Below are 17027 nucleotides of genomic sequence, written 5' to 3'. Positions count from 1 at the left end.
CCGTGAGGTTCCCCCGGAGGCCGTGGGTCAGACGACGCGCTCGAAGACCGCGGCGAGACCCTGCCCGCCGCCGATGCACATCGTCTCCAGGCCGTAGCGGGCCTCGCGGCGACGCAGCTCACGCGCGAGCGTGCCGACCATGCGGGCGCCGGTGGCGCCGACGGGGTGGCCGAGCGAGATGCCCGAGCCGTGGGGGTTGGTCCGCTCGTGGTCGGCCTCGGTGAAGCCCCACTCGCGCATCACCGCGAGGGCCTGGGCGGCGAAGGCCTCGTTGAGCTCGATGACGTCCATGTCGGCGAGCGTCAGCCCGGCGCGGCCGAGCGCGGCGGCGCTGGCCGGGACGGGGCCGATGCCCATCGTCGCGGGCGGGACGCCGGCCACCGCCCAGCTGACGAGACGCACGAGCGGGGTCAGTCCGAGCTGCTCCGCGCGCTCGGGCGTGGTGACGAGGCACATCGCGGCGGCGTCGTTCTGGCCCGACGCGTTGCCCGCGGTGACGGTGGCCTCGGGGTCGCCCTTCCCGAGGATGGGGCGCAGCCCGGCCAGCGACTCCATCGTGGTGTCGGCGCGCGGGTGCTCGTCGCGGTCGACGACGACGTCGCCCTTCCGCGACGGGATGGTGACCGGGACGATCTCCTCGGCGTACACACCCGAGGTCTGCGCGGCGACGGCGCGCGCGTGGGACTGCACGGCGAGGGCGTCCTGCTCCTCGCGCCCGATGCCGTACTCGCGGCGCAGGTTCTCCGCGGTCTCCAGCATCCCGCCGGGGACCGGGAAGTTCTCGCCGCCGGCGGTGACGCGGCCGCGGGCGAGGCCGTCGTGGACCGTGACGCCGGTGCGGGCGCCGCCCCAGCGCATGTCGAGCGAGTAGAAGGGGACGTTGCTCATCGACTCGGCCCCGCCCGCGACGACCACGTCGGCGGCGCCCGTCTGCACCGTCATCGCCGCGTTGAGCACGGCCTGCAGGCCGGAGCCGCAGCGACGGTCGAGCTGCTGGCCTGTCGTGGTGATCGGCAGCCCGGCGTCCAGCGCGACGACGCGGCCGATCGCGGGGGCCTCCATCGTCGGGTAGCTGTGGCCGAGGATCACCTCCTCGACCACCGCGGGGTCGATCCCGGTGCGCTCGAGCAGGCCCTGCAGGGCGACGACGCCGAGGCGGGCGGCCGTGACGTCCTTCAGCGCGCCGCCGTACCGGCCGACGGGGGTGCGGACGGGCTCGCAGACGACGGCTTCGCGCAACTCGGTCACGCCCTCACTCTGCCCGCTGGGGCCTGGAGGCGACCACCGCGGCTCCCGTCCAGCGGACTCAGGAGGTGAGGGCGGCGACGAGGACCACGACGACGAGGAGCAGCGCGAGGACCCCGTGGAGGGCGATGCCGGGCAGCGTCATGGCGTTCTCGGCGACGTGCTGGTCGGGCTCGGGCCCGATCGGCGCGGCGACCTTCTGCCGTCGTGAGCGGAGGGTCCTCACGAACAGCAGCTCGCCGACCGCGACGCCCAGGACCAGCCACCCCAGCGTCGTCCAGGCCAGCCAGGCCTCGTCGAGCACGACGTACGCCGTCCAGGTGATCGCGCCACCGAACGCGAGCAGCGGGTGGACGAAGAGCAGCAGCGGCGGGAGGTTGCTGGTCTGGCCACCCGACTCCGGGCGGCCCACCTCGGTGGTGTGCCGCCACAGGGCCAGACCGGCGAGCATGGTCAGGGCGTAGAGGGCCAGGCCGAGGCCGCCGAGCCAGCCCACCTCAGGCGGCCACGCGCGAGAACCGCGCGGTCAGGGTGTGGCGCATCCCGTCCTGCGCGTCGTCGCAGAGGCGCCGTACGGCGGGGCGCAGGACCGTGTCCCAGGTGCGCGGCGCACGCTCGAAGGTCACGCGCATCGTGTAGTCCACGACGACGCCGCGACCGTCCTCGCTGCGGCGCAGGCGGATGACGTCGTGCGCGCGGACGAGCCGGCTCGAGCCGACCCACTCGATCCGGTCGCCGCCGTCGGCGCCCTGCTCGACCCGGGTGGTGGTGTAGCCCATCGGGATCGAGCGGCCGAGGGACTCCACGTCGCACTCGTGGTACGACCCCTGGCCGCCGTCGCCGCTCAGGCGGTGGGTCCCGGTCGCGCGGGGGTCCCACTCGTCGACGGTCGTGAAGTCGGCGAGATAGTCGAAGACGCCGGGCGCCGCGTGCGGGACCGCGACCTCGCGTCGGAAGGTGAGCATCCGTGCCCGTGCCCGCTGACCCCGTCGCGATACGGACGTCGGGACGCGGCTCGTCCGGCGGGGGCATCCTGGGGTGGTGACCGACACACCTGCCCGCACCCCCGCCGACACGCTGGACGACGACGAGCTCGAGGCCGTGCTCGACGCGGTGCGCACGTTCGTGCGCAAGGACGTCGTCGCCGCCGAGGACGAGATCGAGGAGACCGACGCCATCCCGGAGCGCCTGCGGGAGCAGGCGAAGGAGATGGGGCTGTTCGGCTTCGCCATCCCCCAGGCGTACGGCGGGCTCGGGCTGACCATGTCGGCCGAGGTGCGCCTCGCGATGGAGCTGGGCTGGACCACGCCGTCCTTCCGCTCGATGTTCGGCACGAACAACGGCATCGCCGGCTCCGTCCTGGTCAACGCGGGGACCGAGGCGCAGCGGGAGCGGTGGCTGCCGGGCCTGGCGAGCGGCGAGCTCGTGGCGTCGTTCGCGCTGACCGAGGCCGAGGCGGGCTCGGACCCGAGCGGGTTGCGGACGCGCGCCGTCCGGGAGGGCGACGAGTACGTCCTGAGCGGCCAGAAGCGCTACATCACCAACGCCCGCGACGCCGACCTGCTGATGGTCTTCGCCCGCACGACCCCGCCGTCCGGGTCGGCGCCGGCCGGGAAGGGGATCTCCGTGTTCGTCGTCCCGACGGACGCCGAGGGCGTCACGCTCGGGCCGAAGGACGCGAAGATGGGTCAGCGCGGCACGACGACCTGCGAGGTGTTCCTGGACGGCGTCCGGGTGCCCGCCGACCACCTCGTCGGCGAGGTGGAGGGCGAGGGCTTCGGCACCGCGATGCGCTCGCTGGCCAAGGGCCGGCTCCACATCGCCGCGCTGTGCGTGGGTCTCGCGCAGCGGCTCGTCCACGAGTCCGTCAGCCACGCCACCACCGCGACGCAGGGTGGTACCCGGCTCTCGGACTTCCAGCTCGTCGCGGCGATGCTGGCGGACTGCCACACCGAGACGTACGCCGGCCGCGCCATGGTGCTCGAGGCCGCGAGGGCCTGGGACGACGGCTCCGACCGCCGCCTCGCGCCGTCCGCGACGAAGCTGTTCTGCTCCGAGATGGTCGGTCGTGTGGCCGACAAGGCGGTGCAGGTCCACGGCGGGCTCGGCTACATGCGGTCCGTCCCGGTCGAGCGCTTCTACCGCGACGCCCGCCTGTTCCGGCTCTACGAGGGCACCAGCGAGATCCAGCGCCTCATCGTCGCGGGGCAGCTCACGCGCGGCTAGGCGCTCGGTGCCGCTGCCGCGCCGGTCTCGACAAGCTCGACCACCGGGGGTCGAGCTTGTCGAGACCCGTCAGCGTCAGGCAGGGGCGCGCTGTGCGGTCGGGCTGTCGTCGGCGTCGACGCCGAGGTCGTTGCCGCGGGTCTCGCCGACCATCGTGACGGCGACGAACGAGATGGCGGTCAGCACCATCATGTAGACGGCGATGGAGATGCCGGTGCCGGTCCGCTGCACGAGGATCTCGGAGATCAGCGGGGCGAACGCCCCACCCAGGACGGCGCCGAGCGCGTAGCCGATCGAGACGCCGGAGTAGCGGACACGGGCGGGGAAGAGCTCCGCGAACAGCGCCGTCAGCGGTCCGTAGCTCATGCCGAGGCCCACGTTCATCAGGCAGATGACCAGGCAGAAGGTGACGATGCCGCCGCGGTCCATGAGGAAGAACATCGGGATGAGCCAGACGAAGGTGAGGCCGAGACCGATCTGGAAGGTGCGCACGCGCCCGATGCGGTCGGACAGCGCACCGCCGCCGAGCGTCGTGGGCAGCCACACGGCGGAGGCGATGACGATCGAGGCGAGGACGGGGACCTGGTCGAAGCCGAGGGCCGTCGTCCCGTAGCCGATGAAGTAGGCGATGACGAGGTAGCCGGCGGCGTTGGTCGAGACGAAGACGAGGGCGGTGAGGATCACCATCCGGGCGTCGTGCCGGAAGAGCTCACGCAGCGGGGCGGACGACTCCCGACGACGCTGCAGCAGCTCGGCGAAGACCGGGCTCTCCTCGACGGAGCGGCGGATCAGGTAGCCGATGACGATGAGGACGATCGACAGCAGGAACGGCACGCGCCAGCCCCAGGCCATGAACTGCTCGGGGGTGGTGAGGTTCGTGATGAGCAGCAGGATGCCGGTGGCCAGGATGAGCCCGCAGGGGACGCCGATCTGGGGGTAGGCGCCGAAGAGCCCCCGCTTGTGGACCGGGGCGTGCTCGACCGCCATCAGTGCGGCACCGCCCCACTCGCCGCCGGCGGAGAAGCCCTGCACGACGCGGAACAGGATGAGCAGGACCGGCGCCGCGACCCCGATGGAGGCGTACGTCGGCAGCAGGCCGATCGCGACGGTCGAGACGCCCATCAGCAGCAGCGTCAGCACGAGCATCTTCTTGCGGCCCAGCCGGTCGCCGTACCGGCCCGCGACGACGGCGCCGAGCGGCCGGAAGAGGAAGCTGATGCCGATCGTCGCCAGCGACACCAGGGTGCCGAGACCGGGGTTCTCCGACACCATCGGCTCGATGAACAGCGGCGCGAGGACCAGCGTCGCGGCCTGGGCGTAGATGAAGAAGTCGTACCACTCGATGGTGGTGCCGGCGAGCGTCCCGATGAGGACCTTGCGCTCCTCGCGGGTCACGGGTGTCTTGCCTGGGGGCGTGTGCGTGCTCATGCGGGGTCTCCGAGTCGGTTCCGAGAAAGGGGCGGCCGCGTCGTCACGCGGCACCGTCGTACCGACCGAACGGTCGGGCGGGGGACGGCGGGAGAACCCTAGGAACGGTGTGACGCCCGACACAAGGGTCGCGGCGTGGCAGGTTGGAGCCGTGAGCACCTGGGACGGCTTCGTCGACGACCTCCGACCCGCGGGCTCCGCGCCCCTCGACTCGCCGTACGTCGGGTTGCGGGCGGTCCACGACACCTCGCTGCCGGACGTCGACCCGGGGCGCGCGGGTCTGCGCGTCGTCCTCACCGGCGGGGCCGCCCAGGTGGCCGGCCCGGTCGCGCTCTGCGAGCGCCGCGGCCTCGCGCTCGGTGCGCTCGACACGACGCTGCGCGACCCGGTGGACCCGGCCGGCAACGCCCGCCGGGTGGGGGCGGCGCTGGCGGACTCCCCGCCGCCGGACGGCACGCGGGTGCACGTCCGGGTGCCCGCCGACTCCGGGCCGTCCGGGCCGTCCGGGCCCGGCCTGGCCGCGCTCGACGAGCTGTCGATGATCGAGGCGGTCGTCGCCCTGCCCGCCGACGCGCCCTCGCTGGAGCCGTGGCTCGACGCCGCCCTCGACCGGGAGCTGACGGTCTCGCTGGTCGGCGGGACGGTCGGGCAGGCCGTCGACGCCGTCCGCGTCGCGGCACGGCTGTGGGGGGACCCCGGGGACGTCGCGGTGGGGCGCCGGTTCGTGGTGTCCTGGCTGACCGACGACACCGCCGCGGCGGTCGCCCACCTGGAGGGCCTGGCATGAGCGGCTTCGGACCGGACCACCTGCCGTACGGCGTGTTCTCGACGCCGGGCGCTCCGCCGCGGGTCGGCGTCCGGCTCGGCGACGGGGTCCTCGACCTGGCCTTCGAGACCGGCCGCGACTGCTTCGCGGCCCCGTCGTTGAACCCGTTCCTGGCGCTCGGGCCGGCGGTGTGGGCGGAGGTCCGCGACGAGGTGTCCGCCCTGGTGCGCGACGACGACTTCGAGCTGCTGCCGCTCGCCTCGGCGACGCTGCACCTGCCGTTCGAGGTCGCCGACTACGTCGACTTCTACTGCTCCGAGCACCACGCCGCGGGCGTCGGGCGGCTGTACCGCCCCGACGCCGAGCCGCTGCTGCCGAACTGGCGACACCTGCCGGTCGGCTACCACGGCCGGGCCGGCTCGGTCGTCGCCTCCGGGACCCCGGTCGTGCGCCCGCGGGGCCAGCGGGTGCTCCCCGGCGACGACGCGCCGTCGTACGGGCCGAGCCGCAGGCTCGACCTGGAGGCCGAGCTCGGGTTCGTCGTCGGCGCCCCCTCGGCGCCGGGCACGACGGTGGCCCCTGACGCGCTCGCGGACCACGTCTTCGGGGTCGTCGGGCTGAACGACTGGTCGGCGCGCGACGTGCAGTCGTGGGAGTACCGCCCGCTGGGCCCGTTCCTCGGCAAGTCGTTCGCGACGACGGTGTCGACGTGGGTCACGCCGCTCTCCGCGCTGGACGCCGCCTGGACCCCGCTGCCGGGCCAGGCCCCCGCACCGCTCCCCCACCTCGCGCACACCGGCGGCGCGGAGGCCGCGGTCGGCCTCGACGTCACGGTCGAGGTGGAGGTGGACGGCGAGGTGGTGTCCCGACCGCCGTACGCCACGACGTACTGGTCGCCCGGGCAGATGCTCGCGCACCTCACCTCGAACGGCGCAGCGCTCAGGACCGGTGACCTCTTCGCCTCGGGCACCATCAGCGGACCCGCCCCGGACCAGGTCGGCTCGCTGCTCGAGCTCACGGCCGACGGCACCCGTCCGCGCTCCGCGTCCGGCGGCGACCGGACGTGGCTCGAGGACGGCGAGGTCGTCGTCCTGCGCTACTCCGCCCTCTCGACGACCGGCGGTCGCCTGACCCTCGGCGAGGTCGCGGGCAGGATCGAGTCGGCCCGGACGCACACCTGAGGGACGCCGAGTCGGCCCGGACGCACGGCCTGAGGGACGCCGAGTCGGCCCGGACGCACGCCCCGGCGACGCGACGTCTAGGACGTCAGCTCGCGGCGGTCGCGCTCCTCGGCCCAGACGACGGGGTGGAGGGCGTGGCGGCCGGAGAGGCCCTTGAGCTCGGTGGTCCTGGGCTCGGCGAGGACGAGCCCGTCGTCGGTCAGGGTCTCGACCACGGCGTCCGAGACGAGGACCTCGCCGCCCTCGGCGACGCCGGCGACGCGGGCGGCCTGGGCGACGTTGCGACCGAAGATGTCGCCCATGCGGTGGACGACGTCGCCGCGGTGGATGCCGATGCGGACGGCGAGGTCCGCGGCCCGGCCCCGGGTGTGGGCGCGCTGGACGTCGACGGCGCAGCGGACGGCCTGCGGGCCGGTGGCGAAGCAGACCATGAAGCCGTCGCCCTGGGTCTTCACCACGTGGCCCTCGTGCCGCTCGACGCACCGGCGCACGACCCGGTCGTGGCGCGCCAGCAGCCGGACGAAGGCACGGTCGCCGAGCTCGGAGTTGAGCTCGGTCGACCCGACGAGGTCGGAGAAGAGGATCGTCACGGTGCCGTCGACGGCGGCCATCCGCACGAGGTCGGGCCGCTCGACGCGCGCCCAGTCGGCGAGCTCCTCGACCGAGCTGCGCAGCGCACCCGTCACGCCGCGCTCACGCACCAGCGACGCGGTCTCCCACACCGCCTTCACCGTCTCCTGCGGCGACGGCACGAGCCGGCGTCGCCTGCGACCCTCCGACATCGCCTCCAGGCGGGCCCGCAGCACGCGCCTGCTGCGCCGGGCGCCCAGCCAGAGCCCGAAGAACGTCGCGGTCGACGCCCCCAGCGCGCCGACGGCGACCAGGAGGACGATCTCGAGCGTCGTCACGGACGGCGGGGGAACTGCCCGAAGTCGGGGGTCCGCTTCTCGCGGAACGCGTTGCGACCCTCCTGGGCCTCGGGGTTGCCGTAGAACAGCAGGTTCGCGTCGTGGGCGAGCTGCTGGATGCCCGCGTAGCCGTCCTCGTGGGCGTTCACGCTGAGCTTGTACAGCCGCAGCGCCCACGGCGACAGCGCGAGCATCTCGCGGCACCAGGCGACGGTGGTCGCCTCCAGCTCGGCGAGCGGGACGACGGTGTTGACCAGGCCCATCCGCTCGGCCTCCGCGGCGTCGTACTGGCGGCAGAGGAACCAGATCTCCTTGGCCTTCTTGGGCCCCACGAGGTCCGCGAGGAGGCCGGCGCCGTAGCCGCCGTCGAAGGACCCGACGCGCGGACCCACCTGCCCGAAGCGGGCGTTGTCGGCGGCGATGGTGAGGTCGCAGACGAGGTGGAGCACGTGCCCACCCCCGATGGCCCAGCCCGCGACCATGGCGACGATCGGCTTGGGGCAGCGACGCATCGCGACGTGCAGGTCGGTGACGTGGAAGCGGCCGGTGGAGCCCTCGTCGAGCTTGTAGCCCGAGTCGCCCCGGACGCGCTGGTCACCGCCGGAGCAGAAGGCCTTGTCGCCCTGCCCGGTGAGGATGATCGCCCCGACCGACTCGTCCTCGCGGGCCAGCTCGAGGGCGTGGGAGATCTCGACGAGGGTCTGCGGCCGGAAGGCGTTGTGCACCTCGGGGCGGCAGATCGTGATCTTCGCGATGCCGTCGTCGGTGGTCTCGTAGGCGATGTCGGTCCACTCGCCCGAGGGGGTCCAGACGACGTCGGTGTCCTGCGTGGCGCTCATGTCCCCATTCTGCCGACGTGGGCCGCGCCCGGACGCGACGGGCTCCGCTGGCCGCGGCCGCCGCGGGCCGGCCTCAGCGCCGGGCGAGGTCGGGACGGCGGGCGTCGGCGGGCTCGCTGAGCCGCGCGGCGAGGTCGGCGGCCTGCGCCCGGATCTCGGGCACCGCGGTGGTCTCCCACAGTGCGCCCTTGCGCGGCGGCCCGAGGACGACGAGGTCGTCGCGGACGACACCGTCGCGGTCGATCACCCGACCGTCGGGCTCGCAGTCGGCGCCGAGGCCGAGGGGGTCGCGCCGGAGCAGGCCCCGCTCGCGCAGACGGACCGCCAGCGGCATGGAGGTGCGGTCCAGGTCGGGGCAGGGGCCGGTGCAGTTCACGACGGCGTCGGCCACCACGACGCGACCGTCGCGCAGGGTGACCGTCGCGGTGTCACCGCGGTCGTCGACCGAGCCCAGCCCGCCGCCGAGGACGTGCAGGCGGCCCGTGGCCCGGAAGGCCTCGATAGCGGTCGCCACCTCGGGCGCCATGCGGTGGCGGGCGACCTCCCAGTCGCGGGCGTGGGCGGCGAGGAAGCGGCGACGCTCGGTGACGTCCAGGCGCTGCCAGAGACGCTGCGTGAGCCCGCGCATGCCGTCGATGACCGAGCGCCAGCACACCCCCGAGGCCGCCGCGCGGTCGACCTGCTCGCGCACGTGGACGGCGTACACGTCGGCGGTGCGGGCGTCGTCGGAGATGGGGCGGACCCAGCTGGTCGAGCAGGGCAGCGGGAGGTGGCGGTGCGGCACCATCCCGGTGCGGCTGACCATCCACACCTCGCGGACCGGCTCGTCGCCGAGCAAGGTGATCGCGGCGTCGACGGCGGTGAGCCCGGAGCCGACGAGGACGACGCGCGCGTCGGCCGGCAGGGCGCGGAGCGCGGCGACGTCCCAGGCGCTCGGCAGGTGCCAGGCGGCGTCCGGCAGCGGGCCGTCGTCGGTCGACAGCCGACCCGAGGGCAGGTTGCCGTAGGCGAGGACGACGGTGTCGGCCTCGGTGCGGCCCTCGCTGCCGGTCACCACGTAGCCGCCGCCGGCGCGCGGCTCGACGTCCAGCACCTCCTCGTGGCGGCGCTCCAGCCGGCCGTCGTCGAGGTCGGTGAGGAGGTCGGTCAGGTAGCGGGCGTACGTCGCGCGCGGCAGGAAGCCGATCGGGTCCGCGGGCAGGCCCTCGCGCTCGGCCCACGCGACCAGGTGGCCCGGCTCGTCGGCGAGGCCGCTCATGTCCCGGGTGCGGACGTTCAGCAGGTGCCGCTCGTCGGTGGTGCTGTAGGCGAGACCGCGACCGACCTCGGACGCACGCTCGTGGATCACGACCCGCAGGTCGGTCCCGCGGCTCATGCGCAGCAGGTTGGCGGCGGTGAGGGTGCCACTGGCTCCCCCGCCGACGATCGAGACGGTCCGCATCACCCGGGCTCCTATCAGTCAAACTCGCCTGACTTTGACGACTTTAGCGGACGTCGGGCCCCGGCGCGGAGACGGCGCGCCCGAGGCCCCCCTCGGGCGACCCGGCTGCCCTACGCTTGCCCCGGCGCGACCGGGCAGGACTCGGCCCGGAGCCCGCCGCCGTCTACGACCGGCGTCGGTGGGCACCTACAGACAAGGGCCCCGCGCCGCGGCGCAGCGATGGGGCAAGCAGCCGGACCGGGAGTGAGGGCCATGCACTTCCACGTCACGGAGTCGAAGATCGGCGACGTGGCCCACGACGTCGGTGGGGACCACGCGCTGCCCTACCCGACCCGCCGGCCCACCTTCGACACCACGGCCGGTGCCGTGGACGCCGTCATGGCCGCGGCGTTCGAGTACTGGGGAACGCCCGCCGAGATCCACGTCGAGGTCTCGCTCGCCGTCGAGCTCAGCCTCGGCAAGCAGGGCTCCAAGCACGGCGCCGTCGCCGCCTGGGACGTCTCGGAGGACGAGGGCGCGACCTGGGCCCTGCACGCCTGCGAGTGCGCCGACGGCACCCTCGCGCAGCTCTTCGCCGGCCGCGGCTGACCGCCCCCGGCCGGACAGCCGTGTGACGGGGTCACGACGGGGTACGTGGTGCTGCGCCGGCGCCTCGCGCTCCGTGCGTGTGGGCCACCTCGCCCCGACCCGGGGGGGTACGACGGGCCGGGTGGCCCACCTGGAGGCGCCGTCGAGCCCGGGGGCCGACAGGGGGCCGACAGGGGCCCGGCGAGTCGATCCCGCCCGGTTGGGGAACCCGGCCCAGGTGACCTCCGAGACGCATCAGCAAGCCGTGGGACCCGACGCCACCCGGGGGCGAGAGCGTCCCGAGAGCCCCGGCGGTGACTACCACCTCCGCTGGTTGGTCGCCCTCGTGAACGTCGAGCCCTCCGTCAAGCCGCGCATCTCCCTGTCCGTCGGCGGCGTCATCTACTCCGGGACGCTCATCTCCCGGCGCGAGTACGCCCACCGCATGCGGGCCGAGGTCGACCGGATGGACCTCCCGCCGCACCTCGACGAGCTGTGGCGGGAGCCGTTCGGGACCATGGTCCGCTCCGAGGACGACGCCGCGTCCGACCAGACGCGCCGGCTCGACCTGACCGACGAGATCGACCGCGCCAGCCACGTCCACCTCGCCGACTTCACGGCGTGGCAGGCCGACTGGCCGAGCTTCACCGACGGCCAGCCCCCGTGGCGCGGGCAGATCGAGAAGGTGGACGGCTGGACCCTCGCCGACATCAAGCCGCCGCGGCTCGGCGAAGAGAACCCTCGCGGCTGAGGCCGGACGCACGTCGGCCCCCGGACCGCATCGCTGCGGGCCGGGGGCCGGATGTGGCAGGTGTTGGATTCGAACCAACGAAGGCTGTGCCGGCTGATTTACAGTCAGCTCCCTTTGGCCGCTCGGGCAACCTGCCAGGGTGCTCGGGGACCGTGTTGAGCAGGCCCTCGACGCCCCGCGACAATAGCGCAGCCGATCCGGCCGGACCCAACCAGCACCCGACCCGCACCCCGACTCCCAGGAGGCACCCGTGGCCGACTCCTCGTTCGACATCGTCAGCAAGATCGACCGCCAGGAGGTCGACAACGCGCTGAGCCAGACCGCCAAGGAGATCGCGACCCGCTACGACTTCAAGGGCACCGGCGCCAGCATCGAGTGGAAGGGCGAGGACGCGATCGAGATCACCGCCTCCGCCGACGACCGCGCGAGCGCCGTCCTCGACGTGTTCCAGGGCAAGCTCGTCAAGCGCGGCCAGAGCCTGAAGATCCTCGAGACCGGCGACCCCCGCCCGTCGGGCCAGCAGTCGAAGATCGGGATCGCGCTCAAGGAGGGCATCTCGTCGGAGAACGCGAAGAAGGTCTCCAAGCTGATCCGCGACGAGGGCCCGAAGGGCGTCAAGGCGCAGATCCAGGGTGACGAGCTGCGCGTCAGCTCGAAGAAGCGCGACGACCTGCAGGCCGTGCAGGCCCTCGTGAAGGAGCAGGACTACGACTTCGCGGTGCAGTTCACCAACTACCGCTGAACCGTCGCCGAGCGCGTTCGCCGGGCCCTCGCCCGGCCGGTGACGCCGGGACGGCGGGCCGCGAGTGACGAGCCTCACCCGCCGTACGGCGTCCACGGGCCGTCGCCGGGATTAGGTCAGGCTCACCTGTCGTTATCGTGGATCAGTCAGGCAGTCAACGACAGGGAGCCCCGTGGCATCCGCCAAGCAGGTCAAGCAGCTCGACCGCGTCATCGTCCGGTTCGCCGGCGACTCCGGTGACGGGATGCAGCTCACCGGTGACAGGTTCACCTCGGAGTCGGCGTCGTTCGGCAACGACCTCTCGACCCTTCCGAACTTCCCGGCGGAGATCCGCGCGCCGCAGGGCACGCTGCACGGCGTCTCGTCGTTCCAGGTGCACTTCGCCGACCACGACATCCTCACGCCCGGTGACGCCCCCGACGTCCTGGTGGCGATGAACCCTGCGGCGCTGCGGGCCAACCTGGGCGACCTGCCCAAGGGCGCGACGATCATCGTGGACACCCACGACTTCACGGCGCGCAACCTGACCAAGGCCGGGTACACCGACAACCCGCTCGACGGTGACGACCTCGCCGAGTACCAGGTGCACCCCGTGGACCTGACCGGCATGACGGTCGCCGCCGTGAAGGAGTTCGGGCTGTCCCGCAAGGACGCCGCCCGCGCGAAGAACATGTTCGCCCTCGGGCTCGTGTCGTGGATGTACGGCCGCCCCACCGAGGGCACCGAGGAGTTCCTCGCCAAGCGCTTCGCGAAGGTCCCGGACATCCGCGACGCCAACATCACGGCGTTCCGCACCGGCTGGAACTTCGGCGAGACCACCGAGGCGTTCGTCGTCTCCTACGAGGTCAAGCCCGCCCCGATGGCGCCGGGCACCTACCGCAACATCACCGGCAACCTCGCGCTGGCGTACGGCCTCGTCGCCGCGGGCGTGCAGTCCGGACTGCCGGTGTTCCTCGGGTCCTACCCGATTACCCCGGCCTCCGACGTCCTGCACGAGCTGAGCAAGCACAAGGACCTCGGGGTCACGACCTACCAGGCCGAGGACGAGATCGCCGGCGTCGGTGCCGCCCTCGGCGCCTCCTTCGCGGGCCACCTCGGCGTGACCACCACGTCGGGGCCCGGGCTCGCGCTGAAGTCGGAGACCATCGGCCTCGCGGTCATGACCGAGCTGCCGCTGCTCGTCGTCGACGTCCAGCGCGGCGGCCCGTCGACCGGCCTGCCCACCAAGACCGAGCAGGCGGACCTGCTGCAGGCGATGTACGGCCGCAACGGCGAGTCGCCCGTGCCGGTCGTGGCGCCGCAGTCGCCCGGCGACTGCTTCGACGCGGCCCTCGAGGCTGCGCGCATCGCCATCACCTACCGCACGCCCGTGCTGCTGCTGAGCGACGGCATGATCGCCAACGGCTCCGAGCCGTGGCGCATCCCCGAGACCGACGACCTGCCCGCCATCGACCCGGCGTTCGCGACCGGGCCGAACGAGGGCGACGCATTCATGCCCTACCTGCGGGACGCCGAGACGCTGGCGCGCCCCTGGGCGGTGCCCGGCACCGCCGGCCTCGAGCACCGCATCGGCGGGCTGGAGAAGGGCGACGGGCACGGCAACATCTCGTACGACCCGGCGAACCACGACTTCATGGTCCGCACCCGTCAGGCCAAGGTCGACCGCGTGGCCGACTCGCTGCCGCCGCTGGAGGTCGACGACCCGACCGGCGAGGCGAAGGTCCTCGTGGTCGGCTGGGGCTCGACGTACGGCCCGATCGGCGCGGCCTGCCGCCGGGTGCGCCGGGCCGGCGGTCACGTCGCCCAGGTGCACCTGCGCCACCTCAACCCGTTCCCGAAGGACCTCGGCGAGATCCTCGCCCGCTACGACAAGGTCCTCGTCCCGGAGATGAACCTCGGGCAGCTGTCCACCCTGCTGCGCGCGAAGTACCTCGTCGACGCGATCGGCTACAACCACGTCCGCGGGCTGCCGCTGAAGGCCGCCGAGCTCGCCGAGGCCATCGGTGAGCTCGTCGCGTCGGCCGACGGCGTCGAGCTCGACCTCTCCGGTGCCGGCCACGTGACCCGTGACGCGGATCCCTCCGGCCCCGCCACCCCTGTGACCCAGGAGGCCACCCGATGACGACCGACCTCGGCATCCCCGCCGCCCGTACCGGCACCGACGGCGTCCCCGCCCTCGACCCGGACGCCCCGAAGCAGACCGGCAAGGAGTTCACCTCCGACCAGGAGGTCCGCTGGTGCCCCGGGTGCGGTGACTACGCCGTCCTCAAGGCCGTGCAGTCGTTCCTGCCCGACCTGGGCCTGCGCCGCGAGAACATCGCGTTCGTCTCCGGCATCGGCTGCTCGAGCCGCTTCCCGTACTACCTCGACACCTACGGGATGCACTCCATCCACGGCCGCGCCCCGGCCATCGCGACCGGTCTCGCGACCGCCCGCGAGGACCTGTCGGTCTGGGTCGTCACCGGCGACGGCGACGCGCTGTCGATCGGCGGCAACCACCTGATCCACGCGCTGCGCCGCAACGTCAACATGACGATCCTGCTGTTCAACAACCGGATCTACGGCCTGACGAAGGGTCAGTACTCCCCCACCTCCGAGGCCGGCAAGGTCACCAAGTCGACCCCCATGGGCTCGGTGGACCACCCGTTCAACCCGATCTCGCTCGCGCTCGGCGCCGAGGGCACCTTCGTGGCCCGCACGATCGACTCCGACCGCAAGCACCTCACCTCGGTGCTGTCCGCGGCGGCCGCCCACCGGGGCACCTCGCTGGTGGAGATCTACCAGAACTGCCCGATCTTCAACGACGGCGCGTTCGACGCGATCAAGGACCGCGACACCAAGGACGAGGCGATCATCCCGCTGGTCCACGGCGAGCAGATCCGCTTCGGCACGCCCGGCGAGGACGGACTCGGCCCGAAGGGTCTCGTGCGCACCGCCGCCGGCGGCGTGGAGGTCGTCGAGGTGTCGGACGTCGACGCGGCCGACCTCCTCGTCCACGACGCCCACACCGACGACCCGACGACGGCCTTCGCGATCAGCCGTCTGACCGACGCCGGCTACCTGCACCGGGCGCCGATCGGCATCTTCCGCAGCGTCGAGCGCCCGACGTACGACGACCAGGCGCGCGCGCAGGTCGACCTCGCCCAGGGCGAGCGGACCGGCAGCCGCGACGACCGGCTCGCCTCGCTGATCGGCGGCGGCGACACCTGGACGGTCGTCTGAGCGACGACGGCCGGGGACGCCACCCCGGACACGACGAGGCCCCCACCGCCGAGCGGTGGGGGCCTCGTGGCGTGCGGAGCGGGTCAGCCGCGGCTGGCGCGGAGGACCTGAGAGTTGTCGCCGGAGTACTTGCCGCGCGGTGCGACACGGGCGAAGTAGTAGAAGCTCTGGCCGCTCCGACGCGGGGCGACGACCTTGGAGGTGTAGTAGCCGCGACCGTTGGTCTTGACGCGGTTGTAGACGGTGTAGCCGCCACGGGGGCGCGAGCTGCGCTTGATGATGACGGTGCTGTTGGAGTAGTTCGGGGTCACCCGGCCGACGATGAACAGGCCGTTGCGACGCTCCTTGCCGCGGGCGGTGACCTTGCGGGCGCGCTTGGCCTGCGCCTCGGGCGCGCCGGCGGTCGACGACTGCGCGGACGGCGCCGGGGCGATCGAGTCGGCCGAGGCGGCCGAGGTGAGGGCCAGCGGGGTGAGGCCGAGCAGGGCGACCGACACGATCGCGGTGATGAGACGCTTCATATTTCCTCCGAGTGACGACGTCGTGGGACGTCGATGACTTTCCCACACGAGCCCCACCCGAAACACCCACGTCCGGATTCCTAGACTCTGGTGGTGAGCGACCGCCAGGCCCCGCCTTCCACGCAGGGCGACCCGACCGAGCTGCGTCGCGGCTTCCTGCTCGGCCTGGCGGCGTACGGGATGTGGGGTGCCTTCCCCCTCTACTTCCCGCTCCTCGAGCCGGCCGGGGCCGTCGAGCTGCTCGCCCAGCGCGTCCTGTGGTCGGCGGCCACGATGGTGCTCCTGCTGGTCGGGCTCCGGAAGGTCCGCCCGCTGCGGCGCATCCTGCGCGACCGGCGCCGGGTGGGGCTGCTGCTGGTGGCGGCGTGCGTCATCGCCGTCAACTGGGGTGTCTTCATCTGGGGCACCACGAACGGCCGCGTCATCGAGGTCTCCCTCGGCTACTTCGTCAACCCGCTGGTGACCGTCCTGATCGGCGTGCTCGTCCTGCGCGAGCGCCTGCGGCCGCTGCAGTGGGCCGCCCTGGCCTTCGCCGGGGTCGCCGTCCTGCTGCTGACCCTCGACTACGGACGCCCGCCGTGGGTCTCCCTCGCCCTCGCCTTCTCGTTCGGCACCTACGGCCTGGTGCGCAAGCTCGCCGGGGTCGGCGCCATCGAGGGGCTCACCTTCGAGTCGCTCGCCCTCGCCCCCCTCGCCGGTGCGTACGTCGGGTGGCTGGCCGCCACGGGAGCCTCGACCTTCGGCACCGAGGGGCCGGTCCACGCGCTGCTGCTCGCCTCCGCGGGCCTGGTGACCGCCGTCCCCCTGCTCTGCTTCGGCGCAGCGGCGACGCGCGTGCCACTGGTGACCATCGGCCTGCTGCAGTACGTCGCCCCCACGCTGCAGTTCCTGCTGGGCCTGTTCGTCTTCGGCGAGGACATGCCCGCCGAGCGGTGGATCGGCTTCAGCCTCGTGTGGCTCGCCCTCGTGCTGCTCACCGCCGAGACCCTGGGCCACCGACGGCGGACGCGGCGGGCCGCCGTCGCCGTGCCCGAGGTGGCCTGACGGTCGCCGCGCGCCCGTGTCCTTCCCGTGGCGCTCCTGTGACCATCCTGTGACCGGACCGGGTCGATGGGGCCGTGACCCGGGCCCCGTTCACCCCGTTGTCACCGTCACAACCCCTCTCGCTCACCGACGCGCCCTAGCGTCCT

At 73.2% G+C, this 17027-nt stretch carries 17 protein-coding genes and 1 tRNA gene; 9 read left to right on the top strand and 9 right to left on the bottom strand.

Annotation, left to right across the window (positions count from 1 at the left end):
* Positions 1–27: 27 nt before the first annotated feature.
* Genes MJ876_RS01595 through MJ876_RS01585 form a run of 3 tightly spaced genes read right to left on the bottom strand, consistent with a single transcriptional unit; the run spans position 28 to position 2210 of the window.
* A complete protein-coding gene (locus MJ876_RS01595) occupies positions 28–1248 on the bottom strand; it encodes an acetyl-CoA C-acetyltransferase (RefSeq protein WP_240234294.1) in 1221 nt (406 codons plus the stop codon).
* 58 nt (positions 1249–1306) lie between these two features.
* A complete protein-coding gene (locus MJ876_RS01590; RefSeq protein ID WP_240234293.1) occupies positions 1307–1741 on the bottom strand; it encodes a hypothetical protein in 435 nt (144 codons plus the stop codon).
* Position 1742: 1 nt separating this feature from the next.
* Positions 1743–2210 carry an SRPBCC family protein gene (locus MJ876_RS01585; protein ID WP_240234292.1) on the bottom strand — a complete coding sequence of 156 codons (468 nt, stop codon included), beginning with the start codon at positions 2208–2210 and terminating at the stop codon, positions 1743–1745.
* A 76-nt stretch (positions 2211–2286) separates the two neighbouring features.
* Between MJ876_RS01585 and MJ876_RS01580 the strand changes: the two genes are divergently transcribed.
* Positions 2287–3471 (top strand): acyl-CoA dehydrogenase family protein, encoded by a 1185-nt coding sequence (locus MJ876_RS01580; protein WP_240234291.1) that lies wholly within the window; start codon positions 2287–2289, stop codon positions 3469–3471.
* A 75-nt stretch (positions 3472–3546) separates the two neighbouring features.
* On the opposite strand, the gene MJ876_RS01575 is transcribed toward MJ876_RS01580, so the two are convergent.
* Positions 3547–4899 (bottom strand): MFS transporter, encoded by a 1353-nt coding sequence (locus tag MJ876_RS01575; protein WP_240234290.1) that lies wholly within the window; start codon positions 4897–4899, stop codon positions 3547–3549.
* Positions 4900–5050: 151 nt separating this feature from the next.
* Between MJ876_RS01575 and MJ876_RS01570 the strand changes: the two genes are divergently transcribed.
* Entirely contained in the window at positions 5051–5686 is a 636-nt protein-coding gene (locus MJ876_RS01570; protein WP_240234289.1) for a hypothetical protein, read from the top strand.
* On the top strand, positions 5683–6846 hold the full coding sequence (locus tag MJ876_RS01565; protein ID WP_240234288.1) for a fumarylacetoacetate hydrolase family protein: 1164 nt from the start codon (positions 5683–5685) through the stop codon (positions 6844–6846). Before MJ876_RS01570 ends, MJ876_RS01565 begins: the two co-directional genes overlap by 4 nt.
* Positions 6847–6923: 77 nt before the next feature.
* Here MJ876_RS01565 and MJ876_RS22055 read toward each other — a convergent pair whose 3' ends face one another.
* From MJ876_RS22055 to MJ876_RS01550, 3 genes are all read right to left on the bottom strand, one after another.
* Positions 6924–7754: an adenylate/guanylate cyclase domain-containing protein gene (locus MJ876_RS22055; protein ID WP_240234287.1), complete on the bottom strand. Its 831-nt coding sequence runs from the start codon at positions 7752–7754 to the stop codon at positions 6924–6926.
* Positions 7751–8593 (bottom strand): 1,4-dihydroxy-2-naphthoyl-CoA synthase, encoded by an 843-nt coding sequence (gene menB, locus MJ876_RS01555; protein WP_240234286.1) that lies wholly within the window; start codon positions 8591–8593, stop codon positions 7751–7753. The genes MJ876_RS22055 and menB overlap by 4 nt, the downstream gene beginning before the upstream one ends.
* Before the next feature lie 73 nt (positions 8594–8666).
* On the bottom strand, positions 8667–10034 hold the full coding sequence (locus tag MJ876_RS01550; protein ID WP_240234285.1) for an FAD/NAD(P)-binding protein: 1368 nt from the start codon (positions 10032–10034) through the stop codon (positions 8667–8669).
* Positions 10035–10286: 252 nt separating this feature from the next.
* Here MJ876_RS01550 and MJ876_RS01545 point away from each other — a divergent pair, with 252 nt between their 5' ends.
* Positions 10287–10622 (top strand): hypothetical protein, encoded by a 336-nt coding sequence (locus tag MJ876_RS01545; RefSeq protein ID WP_240234284.1) that lies wholly within the window; start codon positions 10287–10289, stop codon positions 10620–10622.
* Positions 10623–10866: 244 nt separating this feature from the next.
* The gene (locus MJ876_RS01540) at positions 10867–11352 is read left to right on the top strand and encodes a hypothetical protein (protein WP_240234283.1); all 486 of its coding nucleotides are present in this window, start codon (positions 10867–10869) and stop codon (positions 11350–11352) included.
* A 54-nt stretch (positions 11353–11406) separates the two neighbouring features.
* Here MJ876_RS01540 and MJ876_RS01535 read toward each other — a convergent pair.
* A tRNA-Tyr gene (locus MJ876_RS01535) sits at positions 11407–11488 on the bottom strand.
* A 114-nt stretch (positions 11489–11602) separates the two neighbouring features.
* On the opposite strand from MJ876_RS01535, the gene MJ876_RS01530 reads away from it, so the two are divergent.
* The 3 genes from MJ876_RS01530 to MJ876_RS01520 all read left to right on the top strand — a co-directional run bounded on the left by MJ876_RS01530 (position 11603) and on the right by MJ876_RS01520 (position 15316).
* Entirely contained in the window at positions 11603–12094 is a 492-nt protein-coding gene (locus tag MJ876_RS01530) for a YajQ family cyclic di-GMP-binding protein (RefSeq protein WP_240234282.1), read from the top strand.
* A gap of 172 nt (positions 12095–12266) precedes the next feature.
* Positions 12267–14216: a 2-oxoacid:acceptor oxidoreductase subunit alpha gene (locus tag MJ876_RS01525; protein WP_240234281.1), complete on the top strand. Its 1950-nt coding sequence runs from the start codon at positions 12267–12269 to the stop codon at positions 14214–14216.
* Positions 14213–15316, top strand: a complete 1104-nt coding sequence (locus tag MJ876_RS01520) for a 2-oxoacid:ferredoxin oxidoreductase subunit beta (RefSeq protein ID WP_240234280.1) — start codon at positions 14213–14215, stop codon at positions 15314–15316. Before MJ876_RS01525 ends, MJ876_RS01520 begins: the two co-directional genes overlap by 4 nt.
* Before the next feature lie 83 nt (positions 15317–15399).
* Here MJ876_RS01520 and MJ876_RS01515 read toward each other — a convergent pair whose 3' ends face one another.
* Entirely contained in the window at positions 15400–15837 is a 438-nt protein-coding gene (locus tag MJ876_RS01515) for a hypothetical protein (RefSeq protein ID WP_240234279.1), read from the bottom strand.
* Between the two features lie 93 nt (positions 15838–15930).
* Here MJ876_RS01515 and rarD point away from each other — a divergent pair, with 93 nt between their 5' ends.
* Complete coding sequence (gene rarD, locus MJ876_RS01510; protein WP_240234278.1) at positions 15931–16881, top strand: EamA family transporter RarD; 951 nt, start codon at positions 15931–15933, stop codon at positions 16879–16881.
* The last annotated feature ends 146 nt before the right edge of the window (positions 16882–17027 follow it).

It is taken from the genome of Nocardioides sp. CFH 31398, from assembly GCF_022436705.1.
In the GTDB taxonomy this organism is placed as follows: domain Bacteria; phylum Actinomycetota; class Actinomycetes; order Propionibacteriales; family Nocardioidaceae; genus Nocardioides.
The sequence above is the reverse complement of the archived record's forward strand: the minus strand, read 5'-3'. Positions and strand labels throughout refer to the sequence as shown.

Bases quoted from the DNA above. Each gene is read 5' to 3' on its own strand.
- menB (WP_240234286.1), bottom strand. From the start codon at position 8,593: ATGAGCGCCACGCAGGACACCGACGTCGTCTGGACCCCCTCGGGCGAG.
- MJ876_RS01575 (WP_240234290.1), bottom strand. From the start codon at position 4,899: ATGAGCACGCACACGCCCCCAGGCAAGACACCCGTGACCCGCGAGGAG.
- MJ876_RS01550 (WP_240234285.1), bottom strand. From the start codon at position 10,034: ATGCGGACCGTCTCGATCGTCGGCGGGGGAGCCAGTGGCACCCTCACC.
- MJ876_RS01545 (WP_240234284.1), top strand. From the start codon at position 10,287: ATGCACTTCCACGTCACGGAGTCGAAGATCGGCGACGTGGCCCACGAC.
- MJ876_RS01585 (WP_240234292.1), bottom strand. From the start codon at position 2,210: ATGCTCACCTTCCGACGCGAGGTCGCGGTCCCGCACGCGGCGCCCGGC.
- MJ876_RS01515 (WP_240234279.1), bottom strand. From the start codon at position 15,837: ATGAAGCGTCTCATCACCGCGATCGTGTCGGTCGCCCTGCTCGGCCTC.
- MJ876_RS01520 (WP_240234280.1), top strand. From the start codon at position 14,213: ATGACGACCGACCTCGGCATCCCCGCCGCCCGTACCGGCACCGACGGC.
- MJ876_RS01565 (WP_240234288.1), top strand. From the start codon at position 5,683: ATGAGCGGCTTCGGACCGGACCACCTGCCGTACGGCGTGTTCTCGACG.